The organism is Dietzia sp. B32, from assembly GCF_024732245.1.
Taxonomy (GTDB): Bacteria; Actinomycetota; Actinomycetes; order Mycobacteriales; family Mycobacteriaceae; genus Dietzia.
Genome location: NZ_CP093845.1, coordinates 338,577 through 363,511 on the forward strand (window position 1 = coordinate 338,577; position 24,935 = coordinate 363,511).

A 24,935-nucleotide genomic window follows, 5' to 3' on the forward strand; every position below is an offset into this window, starting at 1 on the left:
CACAGTCTACGTCCCCCCTCGGCCGTTCCCCGTGTCGGATGCGGCCGCGGCTCGGCGCCCCATACAGTGATCCCGGAGCATCGCGGTGGTGCGGCATGCCCGGGTGGACCGGCGGCCCCGCGGACGAGAGGCGGCGACATGACGTTCCGGCAGGGTGGGCGGCTGGACACCAGCGGGGTCTCCGGCGGGGGACGCGGAGGCCGGGGGGGACGTCGGGGGATGGCGGTCGGCGGCGGTGTCGGAGGCCTCGTCGTCGTCGTCATCGCGCTGTTCCTGGGCGTGGACCCGGGCCAGCTCGGCCTGGACTCCGGAACCGGGGGCGGCCAGGGACAGTCCACGGACTCGGCGCAGCGGTTCCAGGCCCACATCGACCAGTGCGACCTGCAGCAGGCCAACACCGACACCATCTGCCGCATCGTCGCCACCACGGAGAGTCTGGAGGACGTCTGGACGGCCCAGTTGCCCGACCAGATCGGGATGCGCTGGGTCCAGCCCCACACCAACATCTTCACCGGCGCCATCGACACCGGATGTGGTGCGGCCTCCTCCGACATCGGGCCGTTCTACTGCCCGGCCGACGAGAACGTGTACATAGACCCCGCGTTCTTCGACCGGGTTCTCGTGGGCCAGCTCGGTGGGTCACCCTCCGGTGCGGCGCAGATGTACGTCGTCGCCCACGAGTTCGGGCACCACCTGCAGACCATGCTCGGCGACATCCGCCGGTCGCAGCAGGACCCGCAGGGCCCCTCCTCGGGTGCGGTCCGGGTCGAACTCCAGGCCGACTGCTACGCCGGGCTGTGGGCCCACTACGCCACCTCGACCCCGGCGCCCGACGGCGGCCCTCCGCTGCTGGAGAGCCTCACCGGGAGCGACGTGGACGCGATCATCCGGACCGCGGAGGCGATCGGCGACGATCACATCCAGAAGTCCGGCGGAGCGCGCGTCGACCCGGGCTCGTGGACCCACGGCTCGTCCGAGATGCGCCGGCAATGGTTCCTCACGGGCTACGAGCAGGGCTCGATGCAGGCCTGCGACACGTTCCGCGCGCAGCTCTGAGCCGCGGTCGGGGTCACCGGCCGCTCGGGGTCAGCGCGCGACGGCCCTGGTCACGTGGTCGACGACGGCCTCCAGGGGCACGGGCTCCTGGTCGCCGGTGGCCATCGTCTTGACGACGGCCGTGGAGGTGGCGAGCTCGTCCTCCCCGACGACGACGGTGACCGCCGCCCCGGAACGGTCCGCCGCCTTGAAGGCCCCCTTCATACCGCGGTCCCCATAGGCCATGTCCGCCCGGAGTCCGCTGCGACGGAGTTCGGCGAGCAGGGGTACGAGCACCGCCTTGGCCCGGGCGCCGAGCGCCACGCCGTACACGTCCACGCGCCCCTGCGCCGCGGGGTCGATTCCCTCGGCCTGCAACGCGAGCACCGTCCGGTCCACGCCGATGCCGAATCCGATCCCCGACAACGCCTGGCCGCCGAGCTGCTCCATCAGACCGTCGTACCGGCCGCCGCCGCCGATCCCGGACTGCGCGCCCAGGCCGTCGTGGACGAACTCGAAAGTCGTCTTGGTGTAGTAGTCCAGACCCCGGACCATGCGGGGATTGACCTCGTACGCGACGCCCAGCGCGTCCAGGTGCGCCCGCACGGTCCCGAAGTGCTCGGCGCTGGCGTCCGACAGGTGATCGATCATCAGCGGCGCGTCCTCGAGCTGGGCGCGGACGTCCGGGCGCTTGTCGTCGAGCACACGCAGCGGGTTGATCCGCGCGCGCTCCCGGGTGGCCTCGTCGAGGTCGAGACCGAAGAGGAAGTCCTGGAGGCGGTCCCGGTAGGCGGGGCGACAGGTCTCGTCACCCAGCGACGTGAGCTCGAGGCGGAATCCGGTGAGGCCGAGCGAACGGAACGCCTCGTCCGCCACCGCGATGACCTCGGCGTCCAGCGCCGGGTCGTCGACGCCGATCGCCTCGATGCCGACCTGCTGGAGCTGGCGATACCGGCCGGCCTGGGGGCGCTCGTATCGGAAGAACGGGCCCGCGTAGCAGAGCTTGACCGGGAGCTGGCCGCGGTCGAGTCCGTGCTCGATCACGGCACGCATGACCCCGGCGGTGCCCTCCGGGCGCAGGGTGACGCTCCTGCCGCCCCTGTCGGAGAACGTGTACATCTCCTTGGACACCACATCGGTCGACTCCCCGACCCCCCGTGCGAACAAGGCCGTGTCCTCGAAGACCGGCAACTCGATGTGCCCGTACCCGGCGCGCCGCGCGGAGGAGGTGATGGCCTCCCGCACCGCCACGAACCCGGCGGACGCCGGGGGGACGTAGTCGGGAACGCCCTTGGGAGCCTTGAGCGCGGTCTTCTTCTCGGTGCCGGTCACTGGTGAGTGGTCCTTGGGTCTCGAGGGTGGGGAAGCTGGTCGGTCTAGAGGTCGCGCAGGAACGGATTCGAGCGCCGCTCGCGACCGATGGTCGTGGAGGGCCCGTGTCCCGGCAGGACCACGGCGTCGTCGTCCAGGACGAGGAACTTCTTGGCGATGGACTGCATCAACACCTCGGTGTCGCCCGCCGGGAGGTCGGTGCGACCAACGCCGTCCTGGAACAGTACGTCCCCGCCGAGGACGACCATCCGGGGTCCCTCCTCGGTCTCGACCGTGATCCGGAAGGACACGGAACCGGGACTGTGGCCCGGAACGTGGTCCACGTCGAAGGTCATCGATCCGAATCGCAGGGTGTCGCCGTCGAACACCTCGACGACCTCGGCCGGTTCGGTGAACGTGACGCCCTTGAGCATCGCCGACAGGTCGAGGGACAGCCCCTTGCCCGGGTCGGCGAGCATCGCCCGGTCCTCGGGGTGGATGTAGGCGGGGACCCCGTAGTGGTCCGCCACCTGTTGTGCGTTCCAGATGTGGTCGAGGTGCCCGTGGGTGAGGAGAACCGCTCGAGGCCTGAACCCGGACTCGGAGATCTGTCGACGGACCTGCGCCTCCGAGTCCTGCCCCGGGTCGACGATCACACAGTCACCGGCGTCGTCACCGACGATGTAGCAGTTGGTCTGGAACATTCCGGCGGGGAAACCGACGATCTGCACGTCCCGAACTCCCTTTCTGATGATGGTCGACGCCGTCCGGCGTCCCGTGGCGGGTCAACGGGGCCCGACACCGGAGTGGCTTTCAGCCGTCATCGCCCGACCTGGTAGACAAGGACCCTGGGCTGGACCGCCCTGGTGACTCCGTCGAGGAGCCCACCGTGGGTCCGCCCGACCGTTCCAGCCTAGTCCAGGTCCCCAGGAGGGTCAGTGTCCACCAACCAGGAACGCCGAGCCGAGGCGCGCCAACGCCTGCGCGAGCAGATGGAGGCGCAGGCCCGCCGCGAGAAGCAGCTGAAGATCGCGGGGGCCGCGATCGTGGTGGTGGTCCTCCTCGGCATCGTGGGCGTGGTGGTCTGGAACAAGGCGGAGCAGGCCCGGGCCGAGGAGTACGCCGCCAACTGGGTCACCTGCGAGTACGCGGAGGACAACGCCCCCAGGGAGAAGGTCGACCCGGCGGAGTTCGAGGATCAGGGGCCGGAGATCGTCGCCGAGGCGCGACGCTTCAACGAGCAGATCGACGAGGTGGAGAAGTCCAAGCGCGAGGTCGACCCCCCGACCGGAGATCAGCCCCGGCGCGGTACTGCCGAGATCACCATCACCACCGGTAAGGGGGAGATCCCTCTCGTCCTCGACCGTGAGGGTGCTCCGTGCAACGTCGCGAGCTTCGTGCACCTGGCGCAGCAGGAGTACTTCGACGACACCGAATGTCATCGTCTGACCGTGGGCGGGGAGGGCTCGCAGCTCTCGGTGCTGCAGTGTGGTGACCCGACGGGGACCGGGCTCTCGGGCCCCGGCTACATGATCACGGACGAGCCGCCCACCGACCTGGCCGTGGACGAGAGCGGTTCGGGGATGTCGATCTATCCCCGGGGAACCGTCGCCATGGCCAAGTCGCAGGCACCGAATAGTGCCGGCAGTCAGTTCTTCCTCGTGTACGAGGACTCCATGCTGCCGCCCGAGTACACCGTCATGGGGACGATCGGTGAGGCGGGTCTGGAGGTCCTCGACGAGATCGCCGAGGCGGGTACGAAGAGCGACGACCAGACGAAACCGGACTACGAGACCCCGCGTCGGCCCGTCGTCATCGAGAAGGTCACTGTCGGCGCCCAGGAGGGCCTGCCCGAGGAGTGACCCCACGTCACCGGATCACCGGCCCCGGCCTCCAGGCCGGGGCCGGTGTCGTCTCCGGTGCCACCCGGTCCTGCTCCCGACCCCGTCCTCGGTGCGACCAGCACACCTGGTCCGGGTCCGCTCCCCTAGTTCGAGGTCATGCGGTAGACGTCGAAGACGCCCTCGACCTTCCGGACCGCACCGAGGACGTGGCCCAGATGCTTGGGGTCGGCCATCTCGAACGTGAATCGGGAGATCGCCACCCTGTCGTCGCCCGCGGTCTGCACCGAGGCGGACAGGATGTTGACCTTCTCGTCGGCTAGGACCTTCGTGATGTCCGACAGGAGGCGATGGCGGTCGAGGGCTTCCACCTGGATGGCCACGAGGAACACCGCGCCGGGCTGGGGCGCCCACTCGACCTTCACCAGTCGCTCCGGTTCCCTGTGCAGGTCGGAGGCATTGGTGCAGTCGGTCCGGTGCACGCTGACCGAGCCGCCGCGCGTGATGAAGCCCAGGACCTGGTCACCAGGGACAGGGGTACAACAACGGGCGAGCTTGGCGTGGACGTCCTCCACGCCGCCGACCAGGACTCCTGCACCCGAGGTGGTGGTCCGCGGCGGGGTGATGGTCTTGTCGCGGGAGCGGTCGGCCAGTTCCTCCGTGACCTCGTCCACTCCGCCGTGGGCGGCGACCAGACGGCCCACCACGGTCTTCGCCGAGACATGGTTCTCACCGATCGCCGTGTAGAGCGCGGTGACGTCCGCGAACCCGAGCTCGCGGGACACCCCGGCGATCGACTCGTTGGAGAAGATGCGGTGAACCGGGACCCCGCCGCGGCGGACCTCCCGGGTGATGAGATCCTTGCCCCGCTCCAGGGCCTCCTCACGGCGTTCCTTGGCGAACCACTGCCGGATCGAGCTCTTGGCACGGCCCGAGACAACGAACTTCTGCCAGTCCAGGCTGGGGCCGGCGTTGAGGTCCTTGGAGGTGAAGACCTCCACCACCTCGCCGTTCTCGAGCGGGCGCTCGAGGGCGACGAGCTTGCCGTTGACCCGCGCCCCGATGCACCGGTGGCCGACCTCGGTGTGCACCGCGTAGGCGAAGTCCACGGGTGTGGCACCGACCGGCAGGTTGATGACGTCTCCCTTGGGGGTGAAGACGAAGATCTCTTTGCTGGTCATCTCGAAACGCAGGGAGTCCAGGAACTCGCCGGGATCCGCGGCCTCACGCTGCCAGCTGAGCAGCTGGCGCATCCATGCCATCTCGTCGACCTCGGCGGGGTCGCCGTTGTGCTTGCCGCGGGTCTCCTTGTAGCGCCAGTGCGCCGCGATGCCGTATTCCGCGTTGCGGTGCATCTCGTGGGTACGGATCTGGATCTCCAGCGGCTTGCCGTCGGGTCCGATCACGGTGGTGTGCAGCGACCGGTACACGCCGAAGCGCGGCTGGGCGATGTAGTCCTTGAACCGACCGGGCATCGGCTTCCACGTCGAGTGCACCACTCCGATCGCGGCATAGCAGTCACGTACGTCCTCGCAGAGGACGCGGATACCGACGAGGTCGTGGATCTCGTCGAACTCCCGGCCCCGGACGATCATCTTCTGATAGATCGACCAGTAGTGCTTCGGACGACCCTCGACCCGCGCCTGGATGTGGGCCTTCTCGAGGTCCGTCCGCACCCGGTTGGTCACGGTGCCCAGGTAGACGTCGCGGCTGGGGGCCCGGTCGGCCACGAGCCGGACGATCTCCTGGTACTTCTTCGGCTCGAGGATCGCGAAGGCGAGGTCCTCGAGCTCCCACTTGATGGTCGCCATACCCAGCCGGTGTGCGAGCGGGGCGATCACCTCGAGGGTCTCGCGCGCCTTCTTGACCTGCTTCTCGGGTGGCAGGAAGCGCATCGTGCGCATGTTGTGCAGGCGGTCGGCCACCTTGATCACCAGGACGCGCGGGTCGTGAGCCATCGCGATGATCATCTTCCGGATGGTCTCCGCCTCGGCGGCCTCGCCGAACTCGACCTTGTCCAACTTGGTGACGCCGTCCACGAGGTGGGCGACCTCACCGCCGAAGTCCGCTTCCAGCTGGTCTAGTGAGTACGCGGTGTCCTCCACCGTGTCGTGCAGCAGTGCCGCCACGAGGGTGGTGGTGTCCATGCCCATCTCGGCGCAGATGGTGGCCACGGCGAGCGGGTGGGTGATGTAGGGGTCACCGGACTTGCGGAAGACGCCCTCGTGTTGCTTCTCGGCGAGGGTGTAGGCACGCGCCAGCAGGCCGACGTCGGCTTTGGCGTGGTGGATGCGGTGGACGCGGACCAGCGGTTCGAGGACGGCCGGTGTGGAGGTCACGGTCAGCCCGGAGGTGAGGCGTCGTGCCCACCGGGCCCGCACCCGCCGTCCGGCGGACGGGCGGTTGCCCGGGATCACCGGGAGCGGTTGGGTCGAGGGCTGGGGTTGGGCCTTCTGTCCGAGGGGTGCGCCCCGGTCCGGCTGCCCGGCGGGGTCCTGCCGTTGCGTCATGTCCGGCTCCTCCCTCCAGTTCCGGGCCGTCAGATACGGCCGGCGGTCACGCGACCGTGAGGCAGGCCAGCGGTGTGCCGGCCAGTCTATCCCGACCCCCGAGACCGGGGACCTCGAGCACCACGGACAACCCGGCGACTATCGCGCCACAGTCCTCCAGCAGTCCCACCGCGGCGGTGAGGGTCCCCCCGGTGGCGAGGACGTCGTCGACGACGAGGACGCGCTTCCCGCTGAGGTCGAGACCGTCCGCGGGGAGTTCCAACGTGGCAGCGCCGTACTCGAGCTCGTAGGAGCGCGAGTGCACCGGTGGCGGGAGCTTGCCGGCCTTGCGGATCGCGAGGATGCCGGTGTGCAGGCGCACGGCAGCTGCCCCGGCCAGCAGGAAGCCGCGGGCGTCGAGTCCGGCGACGTAGTCCACGCTGCCGATCTCGTGTCCGGCGATGAGCCCGGCGACGACGGCATCGAAGCCGTCGGCGTCGGCGAGGACCGGGGTCAGGTCGCAGAACTGGACCCCGGCGGACGGGAAGTCCTCGACGCGGCGCATCAGGCGCTCCACGGCGGAGCTGATCGCTGGTGAGACGTGGGTCAGGGCGGGCTCGGTCATGCGGTGGCCTCGGACTTCTCGCGTCGGGCCAGCACCTTGGCGGTCTGGCGGCTGATCTGGGGATCGCGGTTCTTCAGGCTCACCAGCAGTGGCGTCGCGAGGAACACCGAGGAGAACGTACCGGTGACGATGCCGACCATCTGCACCAGAGCGAGATCCATCAGGGTGCCCACTCCGAGGATCCACACCGCGATGACCACCAGCGCCAGCAGTGGCAGCACGCCGATGATCGTGGTGTGGATGGATCGCATGAGGGTCTGGTTGACACCCAGGTTCGCCTCTTCGGCGTAGGTGCGGCTCGTCGTGTGTCTGATGCCGCGGGTGTTCTCCTCGACCTTGTCGAACACGATCACCGTGTCGTACAGCGAGAAGCCGAGGATGGTCAACAGACCGATCACCGTGGCCGGCGACACCTCGAAGCCGACGATCGAGTAGATCCCGGCGGTGGTCACGACGTCGAACAACAGTGCCACGATGGCGGCGGTGGCCATCTGCCACTCGAATCGGAAGGCGATGTAGCCGAAGACGATCACGAGGAAGACCCCGAGTGCGATCAGGGCGTTCTTGGTGACCTGCCCTCCCCAGCTCTCGGATCGGGCGGAGTCACCGATGGCTTCCACCGACGAGACCCCGTCCGCGGTCACCGGCTGGAACTCCTCGTACAGGGAGTTCTTGGCGGCGAGGATCTCGTCGCTGGTGAGGAACCGGGTCTCGACCTCCACGATCCGGGCGTTCCCGGCGCCGACGATCTGCACCATCTGCGGTTCCTCGCCGACGGATTCCTCGACCACCGCGGCCACGCGGTCCTTGTCGATGTCGCCGGCCGGCATCGTGAGTTTGGTGCCGCCGGTGAAGTCGATCCCGAAGCTGAAACCGCGGAAGAGGATGCTCGCCAGGCAGATCGCGACGATCACGAGGGTGAGGACGTAGAACTTCCGGCGGTTCGGAACGATGCCGAACGCCCCGGTTCCCGTGTAGAGCCGGGTGAACAGGCTGTCGGTCCGGCCGGTGGGCGCCGTGGCGCCGCTGTCGGTTGCGGTGGTGACGGGAGTGCTCATCGGCCCTCCTCCTCATCGGTGGCGGGGCGCGTGGTCGGCGTGTCGGTCATCGTGTCGCCGCCCGGTCCCCGGATGGTCGCGGTGACCCCGCGGCCACCGTCCCGGTCCGCGTCCTTCTCGGCCTTCCGGTCGAGTCGACGCTGTTCTGCTGCGGCCGCCTGGAGATTCTCCATGCGTCCCATCCCGTTCGCCCAGGTCTTGGCGAAGGTGGGTCGGGTGGAGGCCAGGTAGACGAGCGGCCACGTCACGGTGAACGCGACGAACACGTCCATGACGGTCGTCAGACCGAGGGTGAACGCGAAGCCGCGCACCTCGCCACTGGCCAACAGGTAGAGGACGACGGCACCGATGAGGCTGACCATGTTGCCGGTCACGATCGTGCGGCCGGCGCTCTTCCAGGCCCTGGGTACGGCGGATCGGAACCGGTGGCCGTCCCGTAGTTCGTCCTTGATGCGCTCAAAGAACACGACATAGGAGTCGGCGGTCATTCCGATGCCGATGACCAGGCCCGCGATGCCGGCGAGGTCGAGGCTGTAGTCCACCGTGTAACCCAGGAACACGAGCATGACGTAGGTCAGCAGGAACGACAGGGCCAGCGAGATGAACGCCAGGACTCCCAGCAGGCGGTAGAAGAAGGCCGAGTAGGCCAGGACCAGGAGGAAACCGATCGCACCGGCGAGCAGGCCGGCCTCGAGCGACGCCAGACCGAGGGATGCCGGCACGTTGTCGACGTTGGGGTCCTCGAAGGAGATGGGCAGGGCGCCGTAGCGCAGGTTCGCGGCGAGGGACGCCGCCTCGTCCGTGGTGAAGTCACCGGTGATGGAGGTCGCCGAACCGACGGGCGTAGCGCCCTGGACGACCGGCGCACTGATGACCTCGCCGTCGAGGACGATGGCGATCTGCCGCTGGAGGTTCTCCTGGGTCAGGCGTGACCAGGTGGCGCTGCCCTGCTCGCCGGGGCCGGCGTTGAACCGGAAGGAGACCTCGTTCTTGGCGGCCTGCTGGTTGAACCCCGAACTGACGGAGTCCTTGACGATCTGCTGGCCGTCGAGACGTCGGCCGTCCTCGGGTTCGCCGATGAGCAACGGGACGGGACCGAGGACGTACTTCGCACCGTCACCACAGGCGATGAGGGCCCGGGACGGGTCGTCGAAGCCGGCGAGCACATCGCGCTCCGGGCAGCGGAATGTCGCGAGCGTCTCGGTGAGTTCCTGCGGATCGCCCTGGCGGACCTCGCGGGCCTCCTCGACCTCCCTGGCGACGGCCTCCCGGTCCCCCTTGGCGGCGGGCACGGGCTCGAGGTCGCCCTCGGCGACGGGCTGGACCTGCAGGACGGGGCGGATCGTCAGCTGCGAGGTGGTGCCGAGATCGCGGGCCTGGCTGGAGTCCTCACCGGGAACGGTGAGGACGATGTTGCTGCCCTCGATGACGACCGAGGTCCCGGCGACGCCGAGCCCGTCGACACGGTCCCGGATGATGTCCTGCGCCAGTCGTAGGTCCGCCTCGTCGGGGTCTCCCTTGGGGATCAGCGTGACGCGCGTTCCGCCCTGCAGGTCGATGCCCAGCTTCGGCGTCAGTCCGCGGTCCGCCACGGCGAAGGCGCCGAGGAGGAGGATGAACAGCACCAGGAAGAAGGCGGACAGCAGTGCCCACGGTCTGGGGCGGGCGTCGGTGCCTCGAGGACGAACTGGTGACACAGGTGATCTCTCTCGGTATTCGTCTGTGGCCTCCGGCTGGACGGCCCCATTACACTACTCGCCGGTTGCGGCCTACCGGGAATCCGCGGCGCCGGTACCGGAGTCGGTACCGGGGTCGCTTCCAGGGGTCGTACCGGTCTCGAGCTTCTCGCGGATCACCCGCCGGTCCCACCGGGTCCGGACGCCCGAGGCGATCTCCAGTTCCACCGTCTCCTCGCTGACGGAGACGATCGTCGCGTGCAGACCGGAGGTGGTGAGCACGCGATCCCCCGCGGACAGGGACGCCTGCATCTCACGCATGTCCTTCATCGCCCTGCGCTGCCTTGTGCTCTGCAGGACCATCAGCACGATCAGCACGACGATCATCAACGGAAGCAGCAGTTTTAGTCCCATGCGGGTCCTCCTGACGTGGACCCGCCGGTTCCGGGTCAGCGGGGCGGGTCCGGGCTACGGACGGTCTCGTCCGAGGATGCCAGTCGGGGACTCAACCGCGTGCGCCGGGTCCCCGGTCGACCTCGACAGGCAGCATCGGCTGACCGGCCGCCCCGTCGGATCGGGTGAGGCCCAGGTGGTCCCACGCCGCGGTGGTGGCGATTCGCCCGCGTGGAGTACGCGCGAGCAGGCCCGCGCGGACGAGAAAGGGTTCGCAGACCTCCTCCAGGGTGGTGGACTCCTCCCCCACGGCCACCGCCAGGGTGCTCAGCCCGACCGGCCCGCCCTCGTGCTGGACGAGGAGCGCCCTCAAGACCGCCCGGTCGAGACGGTCGAGTCCCAGTTCGTCCACCTCGTACACCTCGAGCGCGGCCCGCGCGACGGGCACCGTGATGCGCCCGTCAGCGCGGACCTCGGCGAAATCACGTACCCGCCGCAGGAGACGGTTGGCGATCCGCGGTGTGCCCCGGGACCGGCCGGCGATCTCCAACGCCGCGTCGGCCTCCACGGGGATGGCGAGGATGTCCGCGGCGCGGGTGACGATCCTCGCGAGATCGGCGTCGGTGTAGAAGTCCATGTGCGCGGTGAATCCGAACCGGTCGCGCAGGGGTCCGGTGAGCGCACCGGATCGCGTGGTGGCGCCGACGAGGGTGAACGGGGCGATCTCCAGAGGAATCGAGGTGGCGCCGGGCCCCTTGCCCACCATGATGTCGATCCGGAAGTCCTCCATGGCGAGGTAGAGCATCTCCTCGGCCGGCCGGGCGATGCGGTGGATCTCGTCGATGAACAGCACGTCGCCCTCGATGAGGTTGGACAGCATCGCGGCCAGGTCGCCGGGCCGTTCGAGGGCGGGCCCGGAGGTGATCCTCAGTGATCCACCGAGTTCGGCCGCGACGATCATCGCGAGACTGGTCTTGCCCAGCCCGGGCGGACCGGAGAAGAGCAGGTGGTCGGGGACGACGCCCCGGCGGGTGGCGGCGGTCAGGACGAGGTCGAGTTGTTCCCGGACGGTCTCCTGACCGATGAACTCGCCCAGACTGCGCGGTCGGAGGGCGCCCTCGACGTCCGAGTCGAACGGGGTCACGGACGCGGACAGTTCGCCCTCCTGCCCCGCGCTGAGCCCGTCCCCGGGGGTGAACCCGTCACCGAGCGCGTCGGACCGTCCCGTCATCAGCGCTTACCGAGGGACTTGAGCGCCAGCCGCAGGGCCTGCGCCGGGTCCAGGTCCGGCTCGGCCGCGAGGACAGCGGTGGCGGCCTTCTCCGCCTCGGCCGCGGAGAAACCAAGGCCCTCGAGTGCCTCTGCCACCTCGGTCGCCGCCGGCGCACCGCCGACACCGCCGGGGGTTCCCGCCGACCCGCCGGCCGACACGGGCCCGACCTTGTCCTTGAGCTCGAGCACCATGCGCTCGGCCGTCCGCTTCCCCACCCCGGGCACCCGGGTCAACGCCTTGACGTCCCCGGCGCCCAGCGCGCGGACGAGGTCCTCCGGTTCGAGCGTGGCGACGATCGCCAGGGCCAGACGCGGGCCGACCCCGGAGACGGTCTGCACGGTGAGGAACAGCTGTCGGGCGTCCACCGAGTCGAAGCCGTACAGGGTGAGCGAGTCCTCGCGCACCACCAGCTCCGTGTGGAGCATCCCCTCGGCACCGCGCCTCAGACCCGCGAGCGCGGCCGGTGTCGCGTGCACGAGTACGCCGACACCTCCGGTCTCCACCACGCAGCGGTCGAGACCGATCTCGGCCACTGTTCCCCGTATTGAGGCGATCACCAGCGCACTCCCTTCGTCCGCGCCATACCCCGGGCGGCGGCCCGGGCGCGCTCCTGATCGGCGGCCGCGCTGCGGCCTCCGGTGACGTTCGACGCGGCGGCCTCGCGTGCCGCCGCCACCTTCGACTCGAACCCGGCGCGGGTCCGGGCGACCCGACCGTCGAGGGCTGCCACCCGACCCTGCATGGGCGCGCGCCAGCTGTGGCACACGGCCAGTGCGAGGGCGTCGGCCGCGTCCGCCGGGCTGGGCGGCTTCTGCAGACCGAGGATGCGGGTGATCATCAGAGTCATCTGTTTCTTGTCCGCGCGCCCGCTGCCGGTGATGGCGGCCTTGACCTCCGAGGGGGTGTGGAAGGCCACCGGGATGTCGCGGTAGGCGGCCGCCAGCGCCACCACGCCCGCGGCCTGGGCCGTGCCCATGGCGGTGGAGACCTGGTTCTGCGCGAAGACCCGCTCGATCGCGACGACGTCCGGTCGGTGGATCTCCATCCACTCGTCCGCCACTGCGTGGACCGCCCGCAGGCGCTTCTCGAGGGGGTCCTGGGCCGCGGTGCGGACGACGTCCACGTCCAGGGCCGTGACGGCGCGGCCCGGCTCGGTTTCGATCAGCGCGAGCCCGCACCGGGTCAGCCCCGGGTCCACACCCATCACGCGCATAGCGACCTTTCGCCGACCACTGGTAGAACCTACGTTCGAGACCCTACCAGTGGCCCGCCCGTCAGGCGTTCAGCGCCGCCAGCACGTCGTCCGGCACGTCCAGGTTGGAGTAGACGTTCTGCACGTCGTCGGAGTCCTCGAGCGCGTCGATCAGCTTGAAGACCTTCATGGCGCCGTCCGCGTCGACCGTCACCTCGACGGAGGCGCGGAACCCGGACTCGGCCGACTCGTAGTCGATGCCGGCCTCCTGGAGCGCGGTGCGCACCCGGACGAGGTCGGTCGGCTCGCAGACCACCTCGAACTGTTCACCGAGGTCGTTGACCTCCTCGGCGCCGGCCTCGAGAACGGCCATGAGGATGTCGTCCTCCTCGAGCTCACCCTTGTCCAGGACGATCTCGCCCTTGCGGGTGAACAGGTACGCCACCGAGCCCGGGTCGGCGAGGTTGCCGCCGTTGCGGGTCATCGCGGTGCGCACCTCGCCGGCGGCACGGTTGCGGTTGTCGGTCAGACACTCGATGAGCAGGGCCACGCCGTTCGGGCCGTAGCCCTCGTACATGATGGTCTCCCACTCGGCGCCGCCCGCCTCCTCACCGGCGCCACGTCTACGCGCCCGCTCGACGTTGTCGCCCGGGACCGAGTTCTTCTTGGCCTTCTGGATGGCGTCGTAGAGCGTCGGGTTGCCGGCTGGGTCACCGCCGCCCGTACGGGCCGCCACCTCGATGTTCTTGACGAGCTTGGCGAAGAGCTTGCCGCGCTTGGCGTCGATCGCGGCCTTCTTGTGCTTGGTGGTGGCCCACTTGGAATGGCCTGCCATGTGATGTTCCGCCCTCCGGGGGTTCTCAGACCGGCCCGCCGTATGGTGGGTCCGGTGCGACGTGTCGCTGACTGATCAGTCTACGAGGTCGCCTGCCGCACCATGTCGAGGAAGTACCCGTGGACGCGCACATCGTCGGTCACCTCGGGGTGGAAGGAGGTCGCCAGGGCGTTGCCCTGGCGCACCGCGACCACGTGATCGTCGCCGTCCGAGGCGCGGACCCGGGCGAGCACCTCCACGTCCGGGCCCACCGTCTCGACCCAGGGTGCGCGGATGAACACGGTCCGGACCGGGTCGGCGCCGAGGGCGTCGACGACGAGGTCGGCCTCGAACGAGTCGACCTGCCGTCCGAAGGCGTTCCGACGGACGGTCATGTCGATCGCGGAGAACCAGGTGGCGTCCGCCCGGGTGTCCAGGACGACCGACGCCAGCAGGATCATGCCCGCGCAGGAGCCGTAGACCGGCATGCCGCCGGAGATCCTCTCGGCCACCGGCTCGTACATGTCGTACACATCGAGGAGTCGGCTCATCGCGGTCGACTCACCGCCGGGAAGGATGAGACCGTCCACGGTGTCGAGCTCCGAACGCCGACGGACCGGCACAGCGCGGGCGCCGACGGACTCGAGATGGCGGAGGTGTTCGGCGACGTCGCCCTGCAGGGCGAGGACGCCGACGGTCGGGGCTACCGCGCTCACTTCTTCGACGGGTCGTCGGTGGTGCTCACCGGGAACGGCTGCGCACCCGGGCGCAGGCGCCGGGACAGACCCTCCTGGGTGACGGCGGCCACGAGTCGACCGGAGCGGTCGAAGATCCGCCCCTGGGTGAGGGCGCGCCCCCCGAACGCCGACGGCGAGGTCTGGTCGTACAGCAACCAGTCATCGGCCCGGAAGGGGCGCATGAACCACATGGCGTGGTCGAGAGAGGCGTCCTGGGTGGGCTCGTCGGGGTGCGGGACCTTGGCCGAGCCCAACAACGTCATGTCCGACATGTACGCGAGTGTGCACACGTGGAAATTGGGGTCGTCCGGCAGCGCGTCGACGCTCCGGAACCACACCCGCTGCTGCGAGGCCAGCACCGAACTCGTCTCCAGGCGGTCCCGGGGGACGATCCGGATGTCCCACTGGGCCCATTCCTCCACGAAGACGCGGTGGGCCTCGTCGAGGTCCTCGATTCTCGGGACGTCGATCTCCTCGGGCCCCACGACCCGGGGCATCGAGTCCTGGTGCTCGATGCCCTCCTGGTCGACCAGGTGGAAGGAGGCCGACATGGAGAAGATCGGCTCCCCCTCCTGGATGGCCGTGACACGGCGGGTGGCGAAGCTGCGACCGTCCCGGAGGCGGTCGACCTGGAAGACGGTCGGCACGTCGGGGATGCCCGGCCGGATGAAGTACCCATGCAGGGAGTGGACGTGCTTGTCGGAGTCCACGGTCCGGACCGCGGCGACGAGGGTCTGACCGGCGACCTGGCCGCCGAAGGTCCGCTGCAGGTGCGTGCGGATGGCCGGTCCTCGGTAGAGGTCGCGGTCTATCCGCTCGATCTCGAGGATGTCCTCGATCTTCGCCACCGGCGGGTCACCAGCCCCGCTCGGCGAGCCGGTGGGGCTCGGGGATGTCGTCGACGTTGATGCCGACCATGGCCTCGCCGAGGCCGCGGGAGATGGTCGCGAGCATCTCCGGATCGTCGTGGAAGGTCGTCGCCTTGACGATCGCCTTGGCCCGCTCGGAGGGGTTGCCGGACTTGAAGATGCCGGAACCGACGAACACACCCTCGGCACCGAGCTGCATCATCATCGCGGCGTCGGCCGGGGTGGCGATGCCGCCCGCGGTGAACAGGACCACGGGGAGCTTGCCGGTCTCAGCGACCTCCTTGACCAGCTCGTACGGCGCCTGCAGCTCCTTGGCGGCCACGTACAGCTCGTCGGACGGCAGGCTCTGGAGCTTGCGGATCTGCTGGCGGATCTGGCGCATGTGGGTGGTGGCGTTGGAGACGTCGCCGGTGCCGGCCTCACCCTTGGAACGGATCATGGCCGCGCCCTCGGTGATCCGGCGCAGGGCCTCGCCGAGGTTGGTGGCGCCACAGACGAACGGCACGGTGAAGCCGAACTTGTCGATGTGGTTGGCGTAGTCGGCCGGGGTGAGGACCTCGGACTCGTCGACGTAGTCCACGCCGAGGGCCTGGAGGATCTGGGCCTCGACGAAGTGACCGATCCGGGCCTTGGCCATCACGGGGATGGAGACGGCCTCGATGATCCCGTCGATGAGGTCCGGGTCGCTCATGCGGGCGACGCCGCCCTGGGCGCGGATGTCGGCGGGGACACGCTCGAGGGCCATGACGGCCACGGCGCCGGCGTCCTCGGCGATCTTCGCCTGCTCGGCGGTGACGACGTCCATGATGACGCCACCCTTGAGCATCTCGGCCATACCTCGCTTGACGCGTGCGGTTCCGGTGGTGTTCTCGCTGGACTGCGGCTCGCTCACGAAATAGGCCTTTCCTGGCTCAGACGACGTGTAACAGGGGTCCAGTGTAGGTCGCCCTCACCCCGCCGCCCCAACCGCCGCCCCGCCGGGGTTGGTCAGGCCTGTGGCGGCGGGGCGTCCACGAGCTCGACATACCCGGGCATGGGGGCCCGGCCGGCCAGTCGCAGGACCCGGACGGGGGTCTGTTCGCGCAGGGTACGGGTGTCGCGCACGGCATCGTTGTAGAAGCGACGCGCCATGGAGACGCGGTCGGTCGCGTCCTCCAGTTCTGCGGCGAGGTCAGCGGGCAACCCGCTCGTGTCGACGCCGGAGAGCACCACGCCGAGGGTGTTCTCGGCGATCTCGGCGTCGGGCCCGGTGGAGTCATCGGAGTGGTCGTCGGCGTCTCGGTGCCGCCGGTGCTCCGGGTGGGGGGCGGGGTCCGGTCCGGTGATCGCCCCCGGCGGGTGGGCCCGGGCGCGTGCGAGGGCCCGCGCCAGGCGGTCGGCGCCCACCGGGTCTCGTTCCCTGAGGTCCCGGATCACGGCGGTGGCGACCGTGTGGCGCCGTTCCAGGGCCCCGGCCAGGGCGGCGCGGGCCAGGTCGGTGCGGATGTGGAGCCTGTCCAGGCGGTGGGCCGTGAGGTAGGCCAGGACCAGTGACGCGAGCGCGACGACGAAGACGACGACGACGACGAGGACGATCAGTTCACCGGACACGGAGCGTCTCCCCCGGGCCGCGGATGGTCTCGTACACGCGGACCACCCTGTCGGCGACGACCGACCAGTCGTAGTCGCGGACCGCCTCACGACTCCGCGCGCGGAGGCCGTCCCGGCGCCCGGGGTCGGTCAACACCCTCGTGAGAGCGGTGGCGAGGGAGTCGGCGTCGCCGACCGCGGCGAGTTCGCCGCACTCGCCGTCCCGCAGGACCCGGCGGAACGCGTCGAGATCGGATGCCACCACCGCGGTCCCGGCGGCCATGGCCTCCACGAGCACGATGCCGAAACTCTCCCCGCCGGTGTTGGGGGCGCAGTACACGTCGGCGGCGGCGAGGACGGCGGCCTTGCGGGTGTCGTCGACGCGCCCGAGGAACTCCACGTCCATCCCCCGGGGCAGTCGGGCGCGCAGGGCCCGCTCGTCGCCGTCACCCATGATCCGCAGCCGCAGGCCCGGCACCTCTCGCAGGACTGCCGGGAGCGCCGCGGCGAGCACCCCCATGCCCTTGCGCGGTTCGTCGTAGCGGCCGAGGAACGCCACGGTGGGTGCACCGGTCGGCTCGGCCGAGGTGTCGACATCCGTGAACGCGGACACGTCCACACCGTTGGGGATCTCCACGGCGTCGGAACCGAGGGCCTCCATCTGCCAGCGGCGCGCCAGGGTCGAGACCGCGATCCTCCCGCGGATCTTCTCGAGCAACGGGGCCAGGACCCCGTCGGCGGCGCCGAGTATCAGCGACCCGGTCGTCGACGTGTGGAACGTGGCCGTGATGGGGCCGGAGGACATGGCCAGGGCGAACATGCCCACTCCCGGGGCGTTGGGTTCGTGGATGTGGAGGATGTCCAGTGGCTGTTCGCGGAGCCACTGTCTGGTGGCCCGCCAGGTCGCCGGACCGAAGCTGAGGCGGGCAACCGATCCGTTGTACGGGATCGGGACGCCCGGCCCGGTCAGTGTCATCCCGGAGACGGGCGCGCTGCCCGGACTGCCCGGAGCGAGGACCCGGACCGTGTGCCCCCGGCGCCGCAGTTCCTCGGTCAGGTCCACCACGTGGGCCTGGACGCCTCCCGGGGCGTCGAAGGAGTAGGGGCAGATCATGCCGATGCGCACGGCGGGCTCAGCCCTCGATCCGCGCGCGCCGCTCGGCCGGCAGGTCGTCCAGCCAGAGGGGCTGGAGCATGTGCCAGTCCGCGGGGTGTCGGGCGATCCCCTCCGCGAAGAGGTCCGCCATCGCCTGGACCGCCGACTCGATCCCGCCGGAGACATCGATGGGAGGGGTGATCCGAACGCGCATCGTGTCCTCGTCGGAGTACCAGAACTGGGCCACCAGCAGCGGTGCCCCGGTCTCCACCGCGAGCCTCGCGGCCCCTGCGGGCATGCGCGTCTGCTCGCCGAAGAACGTCACCGGCACCCCGGTCCGGCGGAGGTCTCGCTCCCCCGGCAGACAGACGATCCCGCCCCCGGCGAGGAACTCGCGCAGCGCGTCGAGCGGCGGGGTGGGGCCGCCCGTGTGGGGGTAGATGGTGAACCCGAGCCCCTCCCGGAAATCCAGGAAGCGCTGGTACAGCGATTCCGGCTTCAACCTCTCCGCGACGGTCGCGAACCCGCCGTAGCGTCGCGCGAGCCAGGTGCCGCCGAGGTCCCAGTTGGCGGAGTGCGGCAGCGCCACCACCACCCCGCGTCCCTGTGCCAGCGCCGCGTCGAGGTGCTCGACCCCGGCGATCGTCCGGTCCATCTCGCGCGCCACCGCCTCGCGGTCCATCGACGGCAGGCGGAAGGCCTCCCGCCAGTAACGGGCGTAGGACCGGAAGGAATCCCGGATCAGTTGGTCGGGGACCTCTGCCGGGGCGACCCCCAGGACACGGGCCAGGTTCCGGCGCAGTTGCGAGTCCGGGCCCTGTCTGCGGGCGGCGAGATCGGCGCCCGCCCGGAAGAGCGCGCGGGCGGCCGGCTCGGGAAGCGCGCGCACGACGGCCCACCCGGCGGCGTAACCCAGATCCGACAGGCGCTCGCCCAGTGCGCTCATCGGTCCCCCACCGCAGGGGCGTCGGCTCGTGCCACCCGGCTGAGGTAGTCGGTACGCCCGCCCCACACGCGCTGGATCACCGTGACGAAGCTGCCCACGGCGACCGCGGTCAGGCCCACCTCGAGCGCCCACGGCACCCCCAGTCCTTCCAGACCGGCACCGAGCAGGACGAGGACCAGGCGATCTGCGCGCTCCATGAGTCCGCCCGGCGTGCGGAGCCCTCCGGCGTCGGCGCGGGCCTTGGAGTAGGACACCACCTGGGACAGGATCAGACACGCCAACACCATGATCAGCGCGACGCTGTTGTCGGGCTCGGCGTGGACCAGCCACCACAGCAAGGACGCCAGGATCACCCCGTCCGCGACCCGGTCGGAGACCGCGTCGACCAGGGCCCCGTACGGTGACCCGCCCCCGCTCGCGCGGGCGACGGCACCGTCGACCAGGTCGAACAGGGTGCACAGGGCGATCACGATCGCGCCGGCGACGAGATGGCCGGGCCCGAACAACGTGATCGCCGCGGCGCAGGTCAGCAGGAGACCTGTGAGGGTGATCCCGTTGGCGGTGACACCGGTGCGGACGAGGAACGCCGCCAGGGGGTGGGCCACCCTGGCGACCCCCGACCTTCCGTACTCGCTGAGCATTCGTCTCCCTGCCTACCTCGAGGTGTGGTCTGGTCCGGAGACGCCGTTCGGGGACACCGTGGCGGACCACGCCTCGGAGAGCAGCCGCCGCGTCTCGCGGAGGAGCTGCGGAAGCACCTTGGTTCCGCCGGTCACGGTAATGAAGTTGGCGTCGCCGATCCAGCGCGGCACGACGTGTTGGTGCAGATGCTCGGACAGGGACCCGCCGGCCGCGCCCCCCAGATTGAGCCCCACGTTGAACGAGTCCGGGTTGGAGACGGCCTTGATGACCCGGATCAGGTGTTGCGTGTACGACATGAGTTCGCGGGACTCGTCGTCGTCCAGGTCCTCCAGGTCCGCCACCCTGCGGTACGGGACCACCATCGAGTGACCCGGGTTGTAGGGGAACAGGTTGAGCACGACGTAGACGTGCTCGCCGCGGGCGACCACCAGCCCGTCCTCGTCGCTCATCCTCGGGATGTCGAGGAACGGCTCCCCCGTCATCCCCTCCGCGGGTTCGGGACGCGTCTCGGCGATGTACGACATCCGGTAGGGCGCCCACAGCAACTGGAGGTGGTCCTCCCCCACCCCGAACTGGCGGTAGACGTCCGTGGAGGACGGATCTCCGGTCGTCACACTCGCTCCGCGGTCGGGACGTCGTTGCGGCGTGAGTTGACCCAGTACGAGATCTTGTCCATCGCGGCGTTCCGCGAGACCCCGTTGAGCTGCGTCCCGTCGGGGAACCGGAAGCTCACCGCGCCCGCCTCGACGTCGCGGTCACCGGCCAGGAGCATGAACGGGACCTTGCCGGTGGTGTGGTTGCGGATCTTCTTCTGCATCCGCTCGTCGGAGACGTCGAGCTCGGCCCGGATACCGCGCCCGCGGAGCTCGTCGATCACGTCCTCGAGGTGCTTCTCGTGCGCCTCCGCCACGGGGATACCCACCACCTGCACCGGCGCGAGCCACGCGGGGAACAGCCCGGCGTAGTGCTCGAGCAGGACCGCGAAGAACCGCTCGATCGAGCCGAAGAGCGCGCGGTGGATCATCACCGGCCGCTTCTTGGTGCCGTCCGCGGCGTTGTAGGTCAGGTCGAACAGCTCGGGCAGGTTGAAGTCCAACTGGACCGTCGACATCTGCCACGTACGCCCGATCGCGTCACGCGCCTGGACGGAGATCTTGGGGCCGTAGAAGGCGGCCCCGCCCGGGTCCGGGACCAGCTCGAGGCCGGAGTTCGTCGCCACCCGACGCAGCGTGTCCGTCGCGCGCTCCCAGATTTCGTCGCCGCCGACGTACTTCTCCGGGTCCTTGGTCGACAGCTCGAGGTAGAAGTCCTCGAGGCCGTAGTCGCGCAGGAGCGAGATGATGAAGGACAGCACGGAGGCGATCTCGCCCTCCATCTGCTCCTCGGTGCAGTAGATGTGGGCGTCGTCCTGGGTGAAGCCGCGGGCGCGGGTCAGGCCGTGGATCACGCCGGACTTCTCGTACCGGTAGACCGTGCCGAACTCGAACATCCGCAGTGGCAGTTCGCGGTACGAGCGGCCGCGGGAATCGAAGACCAGGTTGTGCATGGGGCAGTTCATGGGCTTGACGTAGTAGTCCTGCCCCGGCTTGGTCTCCTTGCCGTCCGCGTCGTATTCGGCGTCCAGGACCATGGGGGGGAACATCCCCTCCGAGTACCAGCTGAGGTGCTGCGACTTGCGGAACAGGTCGCCCTTGGTCACGTGCGGGGTGTTGACGAGTGAGTACCCCGCGGACAGGTGGCGCCGGAGGGAGTGCTGCTCCATCTCATTGCGGATGATCCCGCCACGGGGGTGGAACACCGGGAACCCGGACCCGATCTCGTCGGGGAAGCTGAACAGGTCCAGCTCGGTCCCGAGCCGACGGTGGTCGCGCTTCTCCGCCTCGGCGAGCCTGTCGAGGTAGGCGTCCATGGCCTCGGTGCTCTCCCAGGCCGTGCCGTAGATCCGCTGGAGACCGGCGTTGTTCTGATCGCCCCGCCAGTAGGCAGCGGACGAGCGCGTGAGTGTGAACGCGGGGATGAACTTGGTGGTGGGCGTGTGCGGGCCGCGGCACAGATCCGACCAGATGACCTCGCCCGTGCGGGGGTTGAGGTTGTCGTAGGCGGTCAGTGCACCCGCGCCGACCTCCATGATCTCGGAGTCCTCGAGCGCCACCGCACCGTCGGCGTCACCGGCGTCCGCCCGGCCCTTGTCCTCGACCAGCTCGAGCTTGTACGGCTCGCCCGCCAGCTCGGTGCGCGCCTCGTCGAGCGAGGCGTACTCCCGCCGCGAGAAGCGCTGGCCGGCCTTGATGATCTTCTTCATCCGCTTCTCGAGGTCCTTGAGGTCCTCGGGCGTGAAGGGCTCGGCCACGTCGAAGTCGTAGTAGAAGCCGTTCTCGATCGGCGGACCGATCCCCAGCTTGGCCTCGGGAAACTTGTCCTGCACCGCCTGGGCGAGCACGTGCGCGCACGAATGCCGGATCACCGACCGGCCGTCCTCCGAATCGGCGCGGACCAGTTCGACCTCGGTGTCCTCGGCGGGCGCCCAGGACAGGTCCCGGAGGGTCCCCTCCGGATCCCGCACCACGACGATCGTCTCCGGGCCGCTGCGCGACTGCAGCTCCCGCTCGGCGAGGATCTTGCCCGCGGGCTCACCGGCCGGGACGACGGTCGTCACAGGGGCCGCACCCGTCGCGTCGACATCGGTTTCCGGAATGCGGTTCTCGGACACGGGGGGAGATCTCCTCGGGCAGTGGACGTCGGGTGCCGGTGGGCCACCCGGGCTGACACCGGTCCACGACAGGGACCGGGCCGGTCCATGCTACCCGGGGCCCTCACGGAATCCCGGACCGCGGCGCGACGTTGCACCCGTCATGCGCATTGACATCTGGTCCGACGTCGTCTGTCCGTTCTGTTGGATCGGCAAGCGGCACCTCGAGGCGGCACTGGAGAAGTTCCGTGCGCGACACCCCGAGATCAGGGTGGAGGTGGTGTGGCGGGCCTACGAACTCGACCCGTCCGCTCCCCGCGTCGAAGGGGACGAGCCGACAGAGACGAGCGCACAGATGCTCTCGCGCAAGTACGGGATGTCTCTCGCCGAGGCGGAGGCCGGGCAGGAGCAGATGGCCGCCCGGTTCACCGAACTCGGTCTGGACTTCGACTGGCGGTCCGCGCGAATCTGTTCGACCTTCGACGCCCACCGCCTGGCCGCCCTGTCCGCCGAGCACGGACGGGCGGACGCGGTGGACGAGGCCCTGCGACGCGCCCACTTCACCGAGGGACGGGCGATCTCGGACCCGGCGGTGCTCCATCAGATCGGGGTCGGGGCCGGGTTACCCGCAGAGGAGGTCGACCGGGTGCTCCGTGGGGACGCGTACGCCGACCGGGTGCACCGCGACGTCGAGACGGCCCGCGGTCTCGGGGTCCGGGGGGTGCCGTTCTTCGTGTTCGACCACCGACTCGCCGTCAGCGGGGCCCAGCCGGTCGAGGTGTTCGACCGGGCACTGGAGCAAGCGGCGGCTGCGGAGATCTGAGTCCTCGCCGAGCTCGTACACACCACCGGGCCCGTACCCACCACTGAGCCCGCACGCACCGCCGGGCGCCCGTCCCGCTGTCCGCGGATCGGGCGCCCGGTCGTGCGGGGTGCCGCTATGTCACATCGCCAACGCCGCCGCGCCGAAACCGGCGAGGGCCACGAGGCCCGAGCCCGCGGCGAGCTGGACCATGCGGTCCGCGGCCATGCACTTGAGCAGGAAGTCGCCCATCGTGCCGCCCTGCCGCTGGTGCGCGATCGCGAGGGCGGACGGCCCGCACCTGCCGATCGAGACCGCCGCGAACAGAGCCGCGCCGAGAACGGGGTTGGCGAGGGCGATCGCGCCCAGGAACAGCAGGTAGTAGGCGCTGGAGCGGATGAAGATCATGAACCCGGGCCCGATGAGCGTGCCGAAGTAGAACGACACCCGCATCGGACGACCGACCCGGCGCAGATGGCGGGGCAGCTGCTGACGTCGCATCGGCGTCGGCATCCGCAGCAGACCGGTCTCGTGGAGGCCGTACAGGAACGCCAGCGAGGCCCATCCCGCCAGCAGCGGGGCCACCGGGGCCGGCCCGACCACGGACTGGACGGCCATTCCCACGAGGCCCAGGCCCGCACCGACCGGCAGAGCGGTGAGCAACGAGCCCGCGAGGTGGGCACCGAGACGGCTCAGGGCGGAGCCGTCACCGGGCCGGTCCGCCTGCTTGGGGGCGGCGACGACCCCTGCCACGGACATGCCGCAGGTGGACCAGTTCGCCGCGACGGCGGTGAGAGCGGCGGCGCCGACGACGCCGACCGTGAGTGCGACCGGCGCCGAGAGGCCACCGACGGCACCGACGGCGACCGCGGCGCCCACGCCGGCCGCCAGGGAGGCCGCGGCGACGCCCACGCGCTTGCCCAGGCTGATCGCCCGGCCCATACGTGGCCGGATGCCCGGGCGGTCGCCCAGGTCGAGATCGGAGATGTCGGGCACGCTGGCTGTGGCGACGCCCTCCACGGATGACGGCGCCGCGAGGTGCGGTGCCGTGGTCTGGATACTTGTCATGGTGTTCCTCCTCGGTGATGGTGGATATCGACCCGGTATCGGGGGTTGGTGGATTCAGGGGCAGGAGCCCGGCGGGGGTGGTCCCGTCCGATCAGGCCCGCGGTTCGACGACCACGGTCCCGACCATCTGGGGGTGGATCGAGCAGGTGACCCGGTAGACACCCGGGTCGGCGAACGTGATCCGGTGCTCGCCCTCGGCGCGGAAGCCGGCGTTGCCGTCGACGCCTTCCACGACCACGTCGTGGAAGGTCCCGCCGTCGTCGTAGAACCATGCGACCTCGTCTCCGGCGGTGAGATGGATCTCCCGGGGTTCGAAGGCGACGTTGCGGACCGTGACCCTGGTGGGCTCTGTCTGCGTGGAGCAGCCGGCGCCCGCCGTCAGGACCCCGGCCAGGACGAGGAGCCCGACCGCTGCCGACCGGCCCGGACGACGCGTCCGTTCGGCGGGGCTCATCCCTCGACGATGACCTGCCCGGTCATCTGCGGATGGGGGGTGCAGTGGTAGCCGTACTCCCCCGGCGTGTCGAAGGTCTGGGTGTAGCTGCCCTCCGTCTGCAGTTCCGAGACGAACTCGATCCCGGAGTCGTCGTCGGAGGCCACATCGTGGGGTAGGGAGGCCTCCCAGACCCACTCGACCGAATCGCCGGGTTGGATCGTCACCACGGGGGGCTCGAAGCTCATGTCCTTCACGTGGACCCGGACGGTCTCACCCGACGCTGTCGATCCGGATCCCCCGTCCGACGAGCAGCCGGTGGCGAACAGAACCGCGGACAAGGCCAGCGCGGCGATCTTGGTGGTGCGATGCAACAT

At 70.0% G+C, this 24,935-nt stretch carries 26 protein-coding genes; 3 read left to right on the forward strand and 23 right to left on the reverse strand.

Features of this window, described 5'->3' with window-relative positions:
* Positions 1-138: 138 nt before the first annotated feature.
* Positions 139-1,056, forward strand: coding sequence for a neutral zinc metallopeptidase (locus tag L8M95_RS01615; RefSeq protein ID WP_260487609.1), 918 nt, complete (start codon positions 139-141; stop codon positions 1,054-1,056).
* A 30-nt stretch (positions 1,057-1,086) separates the two neighbouring features.
* Here L8M95_RS01615 and hisS read toward each other — a convergent pair whose 3' ends face one another.
* Both hisS and L8M95_RS01625 read right to left on the reverse strand, forming a co-directional pair.
* Positions 1,087-2,367 (reverse strand): histidine--tRNA ligase, encoded by a 1,281-nt coding sequence (gene hisS / locus L8M95_RS01620; RefSeq protein WP_260487610.1) that lies wholly within the window; start codon positions 2,365-2,367, stop codon positions 1,087-1,089.
* Positions 2,368-2,411: 44 nt separating this feature from the next.
* Positions 2,412-3,077: an MBL fold metallo-hydrolase gene (locus L8M95_RS01625; protein ID WP_260487611.1), complete on the reverse strand. Its 666-nt coding sequence runs from the start codon at positions 3,075-3,077 to the stop codon at positions 2,412-2,414.
* A 207-nt stretch (positions 3,078-3,284) separates the two neighbouring features.
* On the opposite strand from L8M95_RS01625, the gene L8M95_RS01630 reads away from it, so the two are divergent.
* Positions 3,285-4,208 (forward strand): peptidylprolyl isomerase, encoded by a 924-nt coding sequence (locus L8M95_RS01630; protein ID WP_260487612.1) that lies wholly within the window; start codon positions 3,285-3,287, stop codon positions 4,206-4,208.
* A gap of 125 nt (positions 4,209-4,333) precedes the next feature.
* Here L8M95_RS01630 and L8M95_RS01635 read toward each other — a convergent pair whose 3' ends face one another.
* The 18 genes from L8M95_RS01635 to thrS all read right to left on the reverse strand — a co-directional run bounded on the left by L8M95_RS01635 (position 4,334) and on the right by thrS (position 22,276).
* Positions 4,334-6,697 (reverse strand): bifunctional (p)ppGpp synthetase/guanosine-3',5'-bis(diphosphate) 3'-pyrophosphohydrolase, encoded by a 2,364-nt coding sequence (locus tag L8M95_RS01635; protein WP_260487613.1) that lies wholly within the window; start codon positions 6,695-6,697, stop codon positions 4,334-4,336.
* A 46-nt stretch (positions 6,698-6,743) separates the two neighbouring features.
* Complete coding sequence (locus tag L8M95_RS01640) at positions 6,744-7,301, reverse strand: adenine phosphoribosyltransferase (RefSeq protein WP_260487614.1); 558 nt, start codon at positions 7,299-7,301, stop codon at positions 6,744-6,746.
* Positions 7,298-8,359, reverse strand: coding sequence for a protein translocase subunit SecF (secF, locus tag L8M95_RS01645; protein WP_260487615.1), 1,062 nt, complete (start codon positions 8,357-8,359; stop codon positions 7,298-7,300). The genes L8M95_RS01640 and secF overlap by 4 nt, the downstream gene beginning before the upstream one ends.
* Positions 8,356-10,056 carry a protein translocase subunit SecD gene (secD, locus tag L8M95_RS01650; protein ID WP_260487616.1) on the reverse strand — a complete coding sequence of 567 codons (1,701 nt, stop codon included), beginning with the start codon at positions 10,054-10,056 and terminating at the stop codon, positions 8,356-8,358. Before secD ends, secF begins: the two co-directional genes overlap by 4 nt.
* 72 nt (positions 10,057-10,128) lie before the next feature.
* Positions 10,129-10,449, reverse strand: a complete 321-nt coding sequence (gene yajC / locus L8M95_RS01655; protein WP_260487617.1) for a preprotein translocase subunit YajC — start codon at positions 10,447-10,449, stop codon at positions 10,129-10,131.
* A 91-nt stretch (positions 10,450-10,540) separates the two neighbouring features.
* Positions 10,541-11,659, reverse strand: a complete 1,119-nt coding sequence (ruvB, locus tag L8M95_RS01660; protein WP_260487618.1) for a Holliday junction branch migration DNA helicase RuvB — start codon at positions 11,657-11,659, stop codon at positions 10,541-10,543.
* Positions 11,659-12,258: a Holliday junction branch migration protein RuvA gene (ruvA, locus tag L8M95_RS01665; RefSeq protein ID WP_260487619.1), complete on the reverse strand. Its 600-nt coding sequence runs from the start codon at positions 12,256-12,258 to the stop codon at positions 11,659-11,661. The genes ruvB and ruvA overlap by 1 nt, the downstream gene beginning before the upstream one ends.
* The gene (locus L8M95_RS01670; RefSeq protein WP_260487620.1) at positions 12,255-12,914 is read right to left on the reverse strand and encodes a crossover junction endodeoxyribonuclease RuvC; all 660 of its coding nucleotides are present in this window, start codon (positions 12,912-12,914) and stop codon (positions 12,255-12,257) included. Before L8M95_RS01670 ends, ruvA begins: the two co-directional genes overlap by 4 nt.
* Before the next feature lie 61 nt (positions 12,915-12,975).
* Positions 12,976-13,728 carry a YebC/PmpR family DNA-binding transcriptional regulator gene (locus tag L8M95_RS01675; RefSeq protein WP_260487621.1) on the reverse strand — a complete coding sequence of 251 codons (753 nt, stop codon included), beginning with the start codon at positions 13,726-13,728 and terminating at the stop codon, positions 12,976-12,978.
* An 80-nt stretch (positions 13,729-13,808) separates the two neighbouring features.
* Positions 13,809-14,423 (reverse strand): pyridoxal 5'-phosphate synthase glutaminase subunit PdxT, encoded by a 615-nt coding sequence (pdxT, locus tag L8M95_RS01680; protein ID WP_260487622.1) that lies wholly within the window; start codon positions 14,421-14,423, stop codon positions 13,809-13,811.
* The gene (locus L8M95_RS01685) at positions 14,420-15,292 is read right to left on the reverse strand and encodes an acyl-CoA thioesterase II (protein ID WP_260487623.1); all 873 of its coding nucleotides are present in this window, start codon (positions 15,290-15,292) and stop codon (positions 14,420-14,422) included. The genes pdxT and L8M95_RS01685 overlap by 4 nt, the downstream gene beginning before the upstream one ends.
* Positions 15,293-15,299: 7 nt before the next feature.
* Positions 15,300-16,205, reverse strand: coding sequence for a pyridoxal 5'-phosphate synthase lyase subunit PdxS (pdxS, locus tag L8M95_RS01690; protein ID WP_260487624.1), 906 nt, complete (start codon positions 16,203-16,205; stop codon positions 15,300-15,302).
* Positions 16,206-16,300: 95 nt separating this feature from the next.
* Positions 16,301-16,903, reverse strand: coding sequence for a LemA family protein (locus tag L8M95_RS01695; RefSeq protein ID WP_260487625.1), 603 nt, complete (start codon positions 16,901-16,903; stop codon positions 16,301-16,303).
* A complete protein-coding gene (locus L8M95_RS01700) occupies positions 16,893-18,008 on the reverse strand; it encodes a glycosyltransferase family 4 protein (protein ID WP_260487626.1) in 1,116 nt (371 codons plus the stop codon). The genes L8M95_RS01695 and L8M95_RS01700 overlap by 11 nt, the downstream gene beginning before the upstream one ends.
* 7 nt (positions 18,009-18,015) lie before the next feature.
* On the reverse strand, positions 18,016-18,924 hold the full coding sequence (locus L8M95_RS01705) for a phosphatidylinositol mannoside acyltransferase (RefSeq protein ID WP_260487627.1): 909 nt from the start codon (positions 18,922-18,924) through the stop codon (positions 18,016-18,018).
* Positions 18,921-19,565, reverse strand: a complete 645-nt coding sequence (pgsA, locus tag L8M95_RS01710; protein ID WP_260487628.1) for a phosphatidylinositol phosphate synthase — start codon at positions 19,563-19,565, stop codon at positions 18,921-18,923. Before pgsA ends, L8M95_RS01705 begins: the two co-directional genes overlap by 4 nt.
* A 12-nt stretch (positions 19,566-19,577) precedes the next feature.
* Positions 19,578-20,090: an HIT domain-containing protein gene (locus L8M95_RS01715; RefSeq protein WP_260489122.1), complete on the reverse strand. Its 513-nt coding sequence runs from the start codon at positions 20,088-20,090 to the stop codon at positions 19,578-19,580.
* An 86-nt stretch (positions 20,091-20,176) separates the two neighbouring features.
* A complete protein-coding gene (gene thrS / locus L8M95_RS01720; RefSeq protein ID WP_396119251.1) occupies positions 20,177-22,276 on the reverse strand; it encodes a threonine--tRNA ligase in 2,100 nt (699 codons plus the stop codon).
* A 142-nt stretch (positions 22,277-22,418) separates the two neighbouring features.
* Between thrS and L8M95_RS01725 the strand changes: the two genes are divergently transcribed.
* Entirely contained in the window at positions 22,419-23,078 is a 660-nt protein-coding gene (locus tag L8M95_RS01725; protein ID WP_260487629.1) for a DsbA family protein, read from the forward strand.
* Between the two features lie 120 nt (positions 23,079-23,198).
* Here L8M95_RS01725 and L8M95_RS01730 read toward each other — a convergent pair whose 3' ends face one another.
* From L8M95_RS01730 to L8M95_RS01740, 3 genes are all read right to left on the reverse strand, one after another.
* Positions 23,199-23,999 carry a methylamine utilization protein gene (locus L8M95_RS01730; protein WP_396119727.1) on the reverse strand — a complete coding sequence of 267 codons (801 nt, stop codon included), beginning with the start codon at positions 23,997-23,999 and terminating at the stop codon, positions 23,199-23,201.
* Between the two features lie 217 nt (positions 24,000-24,216).
* A complete protein-coding gene (locus L8M95_RS01735; RefSeq protein WP_260487631.1) occupies positions 24,217-24,579 on the reverse strand; it encodes a cupredoxin domain-containing protein in 363 nt (120 codons plus the stop codon).
* A complete protein-coding gene (locus L8M95_RS01740) occupies positions 24,576-24,935 on the reverse strand; it encodes a plastocyanin/azurin family copper-binding protein (protein WP_260487632.1) in 360 nt (119 codons plus the stop codon). The genes L8M95_RS01735 and L8M95_RS01740 overlap by 4 nt, the downstream gene beginning before the upstream one ends.